Here is a 10,107-nt window from a genome sequence, read left to right on the forward strand (position 1 = left end):
GGGCCCCTCGCGATCCCAGGGGGATTCACATGCGTATACGCGTCGCGGCCACCGCTCTGTCCGGTGCGGTCGCGCTGTCCGCACTCGCTGTCCCGGTGGCCGCCCAAGCGGCGGCCCGCCCGAGCGCGAAGGCGCAGCTCAGCTCCTTCGCCGCGAACTCCGCGCACGCCACGCACGCCGCGAACTCCGCGCGGACCGTCCGTCCGAAGGACGGGATCGGAAGCATCACCTTCTCGAAGGGCGTCGTCAACGGCGGCAAGGACGTCGTCCTCGGCACCACCACGAAGAAGGCCGTCACCGCGACCTACACCGCCACCAGCTCCAGCGGCGTCGCGGTCACGGAGGCCTTCCTCTGGCAGGGCACCGACCCCTCCAGCACGGACACCATCACCGGCGCCCTGGGCACCGACGACGACCCGGTCTGCACCGAGTCGACCACCCAGACCGGCGTCTACAGCTGCACGGCCGTCTTCAACATCGACGCGGCCGTCGACATGCCGGACAACGGTGCCGCCGGCACCTGGAAGCTCGCCCTCGGCGGCTACGACCTCTACGCGAGCGCCAGCTTCGACGACAACGTCGGCACCGGCAAGATCAAGAAGGCGTCCAAGCTGACCGTCGACGCCACCCCGGAGCCGGTGAAGAAGGGCAAGACCATCACCGTCACCGGCAAGCTGACGCGCGCCAACTGGAACACCGGCGCGTACTCCGGCTACGCGTCGCAGAAGGTGCAGCTGCAGTACCGCAAGAAGGGCAGCACCACCTACACCACGCTCAAGACCATCACCGCGGGCACCGGCGGCGCCCTCAAGACCACGGTCAAGGCCACGGCCGACGGGTACTTCCGCTACTCGTTCGCGACCAACGCCACCACCGGCGCGTCGACGGCGACCGGCGACTACGTCGACGTGAGGTAGCGTCCGGCCGCCACCTGAAGATTCGTTTCACCGCCGTTCGGCCCCGCCCCGCACAGGGGTGGGGCCGAACGTGTCTCGCGGCTTCTCCGGCTTCTCCGGCTTCTCCGGCGGTGTGGCATCTCAGCATCCAGGACAGTTCCATAAGGGGTTCACGCGCCTGTCTCGGTCCATTACCCTGGACTGAGAAGTGCATCGTACTGAACAACGAATCTCTGGACCGCCCGTGACCACGCCCAGCACCTCGCAGCCGACGTCCACACCCGTGCCCAGCCCGCTGCCGACGCCCGCCGCCACCGGCATCCCGGGCCGGCTCGGCTCGCTCGGGCCGGTCGGGCTGGTGCTGGCCGGCGGGATCTCCGTGCAGTTCGGCGGTGCTCTCGCGGTGACCCTGATGCCCCGGGCGGGCGCGCTCGGCGTGGTCACCCTGCGGCTCCTCGCGGCCGCCGTGGTCCTGCTCGTGGTCTGCCGGCCCCGGCTGCGCGGCCACTCCCGCACCGACTGGGGCACGGTGATCGTCTTCGGCATCACCATGGGCGCGATGAACGGCCTCTTCTACGAGGCCGTCGACCGGATCCCGCTGGGCCTCGCCGTCACCCTCGAAGTGCTCGGACCGCTCGCCCTGTCCGTGCTGGCCTCCCGGCGCCTGATCAACGCCCTCTGGGCGGGACTGGCGCTCGGCGGTGTCTTCCTGCTCGGCGGCGGAGACTTCAGCGGCCTCGACCCCGTGGGTGTCGGCCTGGCCCTGGGGGCCGGCGCCATGTGGGCCACCTACATCATCTTCAGCGCCCGCACCGGCCGCCGCTTCCCGCAGGCCGACGGCCTCGCCCTGGCCATGGCGGTCGCGGCACTGCTGTTCCTGCCGCTGGGGATCGTCGACGCCGGTACCAAGCTCCTCGACCCGACCACCGTCGCCCTCGGCTCGGCGGTCGCGATCCTCTCCTCGGTCCTGCCCTACACCCTCGAACTCCTCGCCCTGCGCCGCCTTCCCGCGCACACCTTCGCCGTCCTCATGAGCCTGGAACCGGCCATCGCCGCCACCGCCGGCTTCCTCATCCTCGGCCAGGCCCTGTCCGCCACCCAGGCGGCCGCCGTCGCCCTGGTCATCGCGGCCAGCATCGGCGCGGTCCGCTCCCAGGTGGGCCGCGGCCGCCGGCCGGCCGCCGCGGCCCAGCCGGACCTGGCGGCAGGCGCCCAGCCGGACCTGGCGGCAGCCGCTCAGCCCGAGGGGAACGGCAGCGCGTCCTGATAGCCGTTCGAGGGCCGCTGGATCTTCTTCACGGTCTGGGCGTCCAGCGCGACCGGCGCGGACTTCGTGCCCAGCTTCCCGCCGGGATGCCAGTTCCCCGTGACCGACACCCAGGTGTTGGCCGGCGGGATGCTGTCGCTGTAGATCCGCACCTTCACGGACTGCGCGTCGGCCGCGCAGCACGAGATGATGATCCGGGTCAGATCCCAGCTCCCGCCCCCCGGGACGGGCGTGACCAGCCCGCTCATCTGCACGGTCCGCGCCTTGATGGCCAGCGAGCGGTCCTGCTGCACCCGCGTGGTGAAGTCCGTGAGCGTGAGGGGCAGCGGTGAGGTCTTCGGCAGCGGATCGAAGCCGTCCTGCTCCGCGATGACCTTGGCGGGCTGCCGGGCGGCGGTGTACGCGCCGAGCGCCGGCGGGGCGTAGAAGAGCAGGCTCAGCGCGGGCAGCAGGAGCAGCCAGGCGATCCGGGGAACGGCCGAGTGGTCGTGACCATGATGGTGTTCGGACTCGCTGTGTGGTCCGGCGCCATGTGCGGGGCCACCATGCCTGCCGTGCCCCTTCCCGCCCTCCCGTACCGCCGCCTCCACGATGCCCAGCACCAGCAGCACGAACCCGGACAGGATCAGCAGCGGCCGCATGCCGGGCTTCACGTAGCGCAGGCACAGGTCGGTGAAGAGGGAGGCGTGCAGCAGGCCGAGGCCGCTGAGGACCAGCAGGGTCACCTGGAGCGGACGTCTCACAGCAGCACCCCTCCGACCAGCACACTGCACAGGACCGCGACCACCGTCGTGGCGGTCGAGAAGCGGGCCGCGAAGGCCCGGCCGAACGTGCCCGCCTGCAACGCGATCAGCTTGAGGTCGACCATGGGTCCGACCACCATGAACGTCAGCCGGGCAGTGGGCGAGAAGCCCGTGAGCGACGACGCCACGAACGCGTCCGCCTCCGAGCACACCGCGAGGATGACCGCCAGCGCGGCCAGGAACAGCACCGACAGCCAGGGCGAACCGGAGAAGGTGTCAAGGACCGAACGCGGTACGGCCACGTTGAAGGTGGCCGCGGCCATGGCGCCGACCACCAGGAAGCCGCCCGCCTGGAGGAAGTCGTGCTGGAAGCCGCGCCGGAACTCCGTCCAGCGGTTGTGCCCCTGCTGGTGCCCGGTGTGCCGTACGGCGGGCCGCAGCCACTCCTCCCGGCCCAGCCAGAGCCACAGCCAGCCCATCACGGCGGCGGTGACCAGCGAGGCGAGCAGCCGGGCCAGCACCATCAGGGGGGCGCCGGGGAAGGCGATGGCGGTGGCGGTCAGCACCACCGGGTTGATGGCGGGCGCGGAGAGCAGGAACGCGAAGGCGGCGGCCGGGGTGACGCCGCGCCCGATCAGACTGTTCGCCACCGGCACCGACGCGCACTCGCACCCCGGCAGCACCACCCCGGCGACTCCGGCGACCGGCACGGCGAGCGCGGGCCGCTTGGGCAGCAGCCGGGTGAACACCCGCTCCGGCACGAACGCGTTGATCGCCCCGGACAGCGCCGTACCGAGCAGCAGGAACGGTGTCGCCTGCACGATCACGGCGAGACACACCGTCTGCCAGGCCTGCAGCGCGGCCCTGCTGACGCCCTGGCCCACGAGGAAGAGAGCCGTACCGGGCAGCACCGCGGCGGCCACCAGGAGGAACGGCCAGAAGCGGGGAGGCTCACGTGGCGGCGGGTCCTCGACGCCCGTCGGGTGGCCGCTTGCCGGGGGTGCCAGGACGGCAGTCGTCTCGGCCCCCACGGCGAGTTCATCTGTCCTCCGCACGCCCCGCACGCCTCACACATCACTCCATCGCCGGATGTTCGCATCGAACATAGGGCATGCCGGTCCCCCTGCCACGACGGGTCGTACCAAGGATTGCCCCAGAGCGCCCCCGGATGTCACCAAGGGACACCCCGTCCCGGGGCCGGTCGCGCCTTCCGCCGCCCGTCTCGGGTTCCCGAATTCATGCAAGCGTGCTTGATTGTTTCCGGGCCCGCTGCCATGCTCCTCCCCATGTCCGATCCGACGCCCGTCATCGACGACCTGTGTGAGGAGAGCGCGGAACTCGACCGGCTGGTAGCCGAGTTGAGGCCCGAGCAGTGGGACCTCGGCACGCCCGCGCCCCGCTGGACCGTCGCCCACCAGATCGCGCACCTCGCCTGGACCGACCACTCCTCACTGCTGGCCGTGACCGATCGGGACGCCTTCGCCCGTGAGGTCGAGAAGGCGCTGACCCAGCCCGGGGACTTCGTGGACAACGGGGCGGAGGAGGGCGCCGCCAAGCCCCCCGAGCAGTTGCTGGCGGACTGGCGGGCCGGCCGCGAGGCCCTGGACCAGGCGCTGCGCGCGGCACCCGCGCGGGCGCGTTTCCCCTGGTACGGCCCCCCTATGTCGGTCGCCTCCATGGCCACCGCCCGGCTCATGGAGACCTGGGCGCACGGCCTGGACATCGCGGACGCGCTGGGTGTGCGCCCCACCCCCACCGACCGGCTCCGGCACATCGCCCGCCTCGGCGTCCGCACCCGCGACTTCGCCTTCGGCGTGCACGGACTGCCCGTGCCGTTCGAGGAGTTCCGCGTCGAACTGACCGCCCCGTCCGGCGAGCGGTGGACGTACGGCCCCGAGGACGCCGACGACCGCGTCACCGGCCCCGCCCTCGACTTCTGTCTCCTGGTCACCCAGCGCGCCCACCGCGCCGATCTGGCGCTCGAAGCCGTCGGCCCCGACGCCGACCGCTGGCTGGACGTCGCCCAGGCCTTCGCCGGCCCGCCCGGCCCCGGCCGCACCCCGCGGGGCGGCACCCCGTGACCCTGCGGATAGGCAACGCCTCCGGCTTCTACGGCGACCGCTTCGACGCCCTGCGCGAGATGCTCACCGGCGGCGGACTCGACGTCCTCACCGGCGACTACCTCGCCGAGCTGACCATGCTCATCCTGGGCCGCGACCGCCTCAAGGACCCCGGCGCCGGATACGCCCGCACCTTCCTGCGCCAGCTGGAGGACTGCCTGGGCCTGGCGCACGAGCGGTCCGTCAAGATCGTCACGAACGCCGGCGGCCTCAACCCCGCCGCACTCGCCGACGCCGTACGGAAGCTGGCCGACCGGCTCGGCATACCTGTGCGCGTCGCACATGTGGAGGGCGACGACCTGACCGCCGCCCACCCCGGAAGCCTCGCCGCCCACGCCTACCTCGGCGGCTTCGGGATCGCCGAGTGCCTGCGGGCCGGCGCCGACATCGTGGTCACCGGCCGGGTCACCGACGCCGCCCTGGTCACCGGGCCCGCCGCCGCCCACTTCGGCTGGCAGCCGGGGGAGTACGACCGGCTCGCGGGCGCCGTCGTCGCCGGGCACGTCCTGGAGTGCGGGACCCAGGCCACCGGCGGCAACTACGCGTTCTTCGCCGAGGCCGGGGCCGGGGCAGGGGCAGGGGCCGGGGCCGCCGGCCGCGACCTGAGGCGGCCCGGCTTCCCGCTCGCCGAACTCCACGAGGACGGCAGCTGCGTCATCACCAAGCACCCCGGCACCGGCGGCTTCGTCGACATCGGCACGGTCACCGCCCAGCTGCTGTACGAGACCGGCGGCGCCCGGTACGCCGGACCCGATGTCACCGCCCGCCTGGACAGCGTCCGGCTCAGCCAGGACGGTCCGGACCGGGTGCGGATCGAGGGCGTCCGGGGCGAGGCGCCGCCCCCCACCCTCAAGGTCGGCCGCAACCGGCTGGGCGGCTTCCGCAACGAGGTCGTCTTCGTGCTCACCGGGCTCGACATCGAGGCGAAGGCCGCGCTGGTACGGCAGCAGATGGCCGACGCGCTCGCCAAGTCCCCGCCGTCCGGCGTCCGCTGGGAGCTGGTCCGCACCGACCGCCCCGACGCGGACACCGAGGAGACCGCCAGCGCGCTGCTGCGGCTCGTCGTACGGGACCGGGACCAGGAGACCGTCGGCCGGGCGCTGAGCGCGGCCGCCGTGGAACTGGCGCTCGCCAGCTACCCCGGCTTCCATGTGCTCGCACCACCCGGGAAGGGCGCCCCCTATGGGGTCTTCGAGGATGTGTACGTCCCACATGGCGAGGTGCCCCATGTGGCCGTCCTCCAGGACGGGCGACGGATCCCTGTGCCGCCGGCCCAGGACACCCTCGTACTCCAGGACCCGCCCGAACCACCGCTGCCCGAGCCGTACCCGGCCGGTGGTCCCACCCGGCGGGCGCCCCTCGGGCTCGTCGCCGGGGCCCGCAGCGGCGACAAGGGCGGCAACGCCAACGTCGGCGTCTGGGCGCGCTCGGCGGAGGCCTGGCGCTGGCTCGCCCACACCCTGACCGTCGACACCTTCTGCCACCTCCTGCCCGAGACCCGCGAACTGGCGGTCACCCGGCATCCGCTGCCCAACCTCCGCGCCCTCAACTTCACCGTCGAGGGCGTGCTCGGCGAGGGGGTGGCCGCCCAGCACCGTTTCGACCCGCAGGCCAAGGCCCTCGGCGAATGGCTCCGCTCCCGCCACCTGGACATCCCGGAGGCCCTGCTGTGACGGTCATCGAGACCACCCTCGACCTGAACACCCCCGAACACCGGGCGAACCGCGAGGCCATGCTCGCCAAGCTCGCCGACCTGGAGGCCGAGCACGCCAAGGCCCTCGCGGGCGGCGGCGCGAAGTACGTCGAACGGCACCGGGGGCGCGGCAAGCTCCTCGCCCGCGAGCGCATCGAACTCCTCCTCGACCCGGACACCCCCTTCCTGGAGCTGTCCCCGCTGGCAGCCTGGGGCAGCGACTACGCCGTCGGCGCCTCCCTGGTCACCGGGATCGGGGTGGTCGAGGGCGTGGAATGCCTGATCACCGCCAACGACCCGACCGTGCGCGGCGGCGCCAGCAACCCCTGGTCGCTGAAGAAGGCCCTGCGCGCCAACGACATCGCCCTCGCCAACCGGCTGCCCTGCATCAGCCTGGTCGAGTCGGGAGGTGCCGATCTGCCGTCCCAGAAGGAGATCTTCATCCCCGGAGGCGCCATCTTCCGCGACCTCACCCGGCTGTCGGCCGCCGGCATCCCCACCATCGCCGTCGTCTTCGGCAACTCCACCGCCGGCGGTGCCTACATCCCCGGCATGTCCGACCACGTGATCATGGTCAAGGAGCGCGCGAAGGTCTTCCTCGGCGGACCGCCGCTGGTGAAGATGGCCACCGGCGAGGAGAGCGACGACGAGTCGCTGGGCGGCGCGGAGATGCACGCGCGCGTGTCGGGCCTCGCCGACTACTTCGCCGTCGACGAACCGGACGCGCTCCGGCAGGCCCGGCGCGTGGTGGCCCGCCTCAACCACCGCAAGGCGCACCCCGATCCCGGCCCCGCCGAACCGCCCAAGTACGCGGCCGACGAACTCCTCGGCATCGTCCCCGGCGACCTGAAGATCCCCTTCGACCCGCGCGAGGTGATCGCCCGCCTGGTCGACGCCTCCGACTTCGACGAGTTCAAGCCGCTGTACGGCACCAGCCTCGCCACCGGCTGGGCGAACCTGCACGGCTACCCGGTCGGCATCCTGGCCAACGCCCAGGGCGTGCTGTTCAGCCAGGAGTCCCAGAAGGCCGCCCAGTTCATCCAGCTCGCCAACCAGCGCGACATCCCGCTGCTCTTCCTCCACAACACCACCGGCTACATGGTCGGCAAGGAGTACGAGCAGGGCGGCATCATCAAACACGGCGCGATGATGATCAACGCGGTCAGCAACAGCCGCGTCCCGCACCTCTCCGTCCTCATGGGCGCCTCCTACGGCGCCGGGCACTACGGCATGTGCGGCCGCGCCTACGACCCCCGCTTCCTGTTCGCCTGGCCCAGCGCCAAGTCGGCCGTCATGGGCCCGCAGCAGCTCGCCGGCGTCCTGTCGATCGTCGCCCGCCAGTCGGCCGCGGCGAAGGGGCAGCCGTACGACGACGAAGGCGACGCGGCCCTGCGCGCCATGGTCGAGCAGCAGATCGAGTCCGAGTCGCTGCCCAAGTTCCTGTCCGGGCGGCTGTACGACGACGGCGTCATCGACCCGCGCGACACCCGCACCGTCCTCGGCCTGTGCCTGTCCGCCGTCCACACCGCCCCCTACGAAGGCGCGCGGGGCGGCTTCGGCGTCTTCCGGATGTGAGGGATCACGTGATTTCGACCCTGCTGGTCGCCAACCGCGGCGAGATCGCCTGCCGGATCTTCCGCACCTGCGCCGAACTCGGCATCAGGACCGTCGCCGTGCACTCGGACGCCGACGAGAACGCGCTCCACGCGCGCGTGGCCGACACCGCCGTACGGCTGCCGGGCGCGACACCCGCCGACACCTACCTCCGCGCCGACCTGGTGGTGAAGGCCGCCGTGAGCGCCGGCGCGGACGCCGTGCACCCCGGATACGGCTTCCTCTCCGAGAACGCCGACTTCGCCCGTGCCGTCCTCGACGCCGGCCTGGTCTGGATCGGACCGCCCCCGGCGGCGATCGAGGCGATGGCGTCCAAGACCCGCGCCAAGGAACTGATGGGCATCGCCCCCCTGGGCGAGGTCACCGAGCCGGACCTGCCGGTACTGGTCAAGGCGGCCGCGGGCGGCGGCGGGCGCGGCATGCGCGTCGTGCGCCGCCTCGACGAACTGGGCGCCGCACTGGAGGCCGCGCGCGCCGAGGCCATGAGCGCCTTCGGCGACGGCGAGGTCTTCGTCGAGCCCTACCTCGAACGCGGCCGCCACGTCGAGGTGCAGATCCTCGCCGACACCCACGGCACGGTGTGGCCGCTCGGCACCCGCGACTGCTCACTCCAGCGCCGGCACCAGAAGGTGATCGAGGAAGCCCCGGCACCCGGCCTCCCCGAGGGGCTGGTCAAGGAGCTGTACGCGCAGGCCGTACGCGCCGCCCGTGCCGTCGCGTACGTCGGTGCGGGCACCGTCGAGTTCCTCGTCGCCGACGGCCGGGCCCACTTCCTGGAGATGAACACCCGCCTCCAGGTCGAACACCCCGTCACCGAGGCCGTGTTCGGCCTCGACCTGGTCGCGGAACAGATCCGCGTCGCCGAGGGCCACGCCCTCCCCCTGGACGCCCCACCCGCGCGCGGCCACGCGATCGAGGCCCGCCTCTACGCCGAGGACCCCGCCCGCGGCTGGGCCCCGCAGACCGGCACCCTGCACCGCCTCGCCGTACCGGACGGCGTCCGCCTGGACACCGGCTACACCGACGGTGACGAGATCGGCGTCCACTACGACGCGATGCTCGCGAAAGCGGTCGCCCACGCCCCCACCCGCGCCGAGGCGCTGCGCAAACTGGCCCGCGCCCTGGAACAGGCCACCCTGCACGGCCCCGCCACCAACCGCGACCTCCTCGTCCGCTCCCTGCGCCACCCGGAGTTCGCCTCGGCCCGCATGGACACCGGCTTCTACGACCGCCACCTCACCGAGCTGACGGCGCCCGCCCCCGACCCGCACGCCCCCCTCGCGGCCGCCCTGGCCGACGCCCACGGCCGCTCCCGCTTCGGCGGCTGGCGCAACCTGCCCTCCCAGCCGCAGACCAAGCGCTACCTGATGGCCGGCGAGGAGCACGAGGCCCGCTACCGGCACACCCGCGAGGGCCTCACGGCGGACGGCGTACGGGTCGTGCACGCCGACGCCCGTCTCGTCGTACTCGACATCGACGGCGTACACCGCAAGTTCGAGGTGACGAGCTACGGCACCCAGGTCCACGTCAACAACACCCTCCTCACCGCCCTGCCCCGCTTCCCCGATGCCAAGGCTCAGTTGGCACCGGGGTCGTTGCTCGCGCCGATGCCGGGGACGGTCGTACGGATGGCGGAGGGCCTGGAGGCGGGCGCGACGGTGGAGGCCGGCCAGCCGCTGCTGTGGCTGGAGGCGATGAAGATGCAGCACCAGATCACCGCGCCGGTCACGGGAACCCTCAGTGAATTGCGGGTCGTCGTCGGCCAACAGGTAGA

At 72.6% G+C, this 10,107-nt stretch carries 8 protein-coding genes; 6 read left to right on the forward strand and 2 right to left on the reverse strand.

Features of this window, described 5'->3' with window-relative positions; genetic code table 11:
• The first annotated feature begins 29 nt into the window (after window positions 1-29).
• Together IEZ11_RS20675 and IEZ11_RS20680 are read left to right on the forward strand one after the other, a co-directional pair.
• A complete protein-coding gene (locus tag IEZ11_RS20675) occupies window positions 30-917 on the forward strand; it encodes a hypothetical protein (RefSeq protein WP_189264296.1) in 888 nt (295 codons plus the stop codon).
• 223 nt (window positions 918-1,140) lie between these two features.
• The gene (locus tag IEZ11_RS20680; RefSeq protein ID WP_189264297.1) at window positions 1,141-2,163 is read left to right on the forward strand and encodes an EamA family transporter; all 1,023 of its coding nucleotides are present in this window, start codon (window positions 1,141-1,143) and stop codon (window positions 2,161-2,163) included.
• On the opposite strand, the gene IEZ11_RS20685 is transcribed toward IEZ11_RS20680, so the two are convergent.
• Window positions 2,133-2,906 (reverse strand): TIGR03943 family putative permease subunit, encoded by a 774-nt coding sequence (locus tag IEZ11_RS20685; RefSeq protein ID WP_189264298.1) that lies wholly within the window; start codon window positions 2,904-2,906, stop codon window positions 2,133-2,135. The genes IEZ11_RS20680 and IEZ11_RS20685 overlap by 31 nt on opposite strands.
• Window positions 2,903-3,961 (reverse strand): permease, encoded by a 1,059-nt coding sequence (locus IEZ11_RS20690; RefSeq protein WP_373294947.1) that lies wholly within the window; start codon window positions 3,959-3,961, stop codon window positions 2,903-2,905. The genes IEZ11_RS20685 and IEZ11_RS20690 overlap by 4 nt, the downstream gene beginning before the upstream one ends.
• A gap of 231 nt (window positions 3,962-4,192) precedes the next feature.
• Here IEZ11_RS20690 and IEZ11_RS20695 point away from each other — a divergent pair, with 231 nt between their 5' ends.
• The 4 genes from IEZ11_RS20695 to IEZ11_RS20710 all read left to right on the forward strand — a co-directional run.
• Entirely contained in the window at window positions 4,193-4,987 is a 795-nt protein-coding gene (locus IEZ11_RS20695) for a TIGR03084 family metal-binding protein (protein WP_189264299.1), read from the forward strand.
• Entirely contained in the window at window positions 4,984-6,699 is a 1,716-nt protein-coding gene (locus tag IEZ11_RS20700) for an acyclic terpene utilization AtuA family protein (protein WP_189264300.1), read from the forward strand. Before IEZ11_RS20695 ends, IEZ11_RS20700 begins: the two co-directional genes overlap by 4 nt.
• Entirely contained in the window at window positions 6,696-8,294 is a 1,599-nt protein-coding gene (locus tag IEZ11_RS20705; RefSeq protein ID WP_189264301.1) for an acyl-CoA carboxylase subunit beta, read from the forward strand. Before IEZ11_RS20700 ends, IEZ11_RS20705 begins: the two co-directional genes overlap by 4 nt.
• Before the next feature lie 8 nt (window positions 8,295-8,302).
• Window positions 8,303-10,107 (forward strand): acetyl/propionyl/methylcrotonyl-CoA carboxylase subunit alpha (locus IEZ11_RS20710; protein WP_189264302.1); only part of this gene is annotated, 1,805 nt, incomplete at its 3' end.

Source organism: Streptomyces fuscichromogenes, assembly GCF_014645815.1.
GTDB classification, from domain to species: domain Bacteria; phylum Actinomycetota; class Actinomycetes; order Streptomycetales; family Streptomycetaceae; genus Streptomyces; species Streptomyces fuscichromogenes.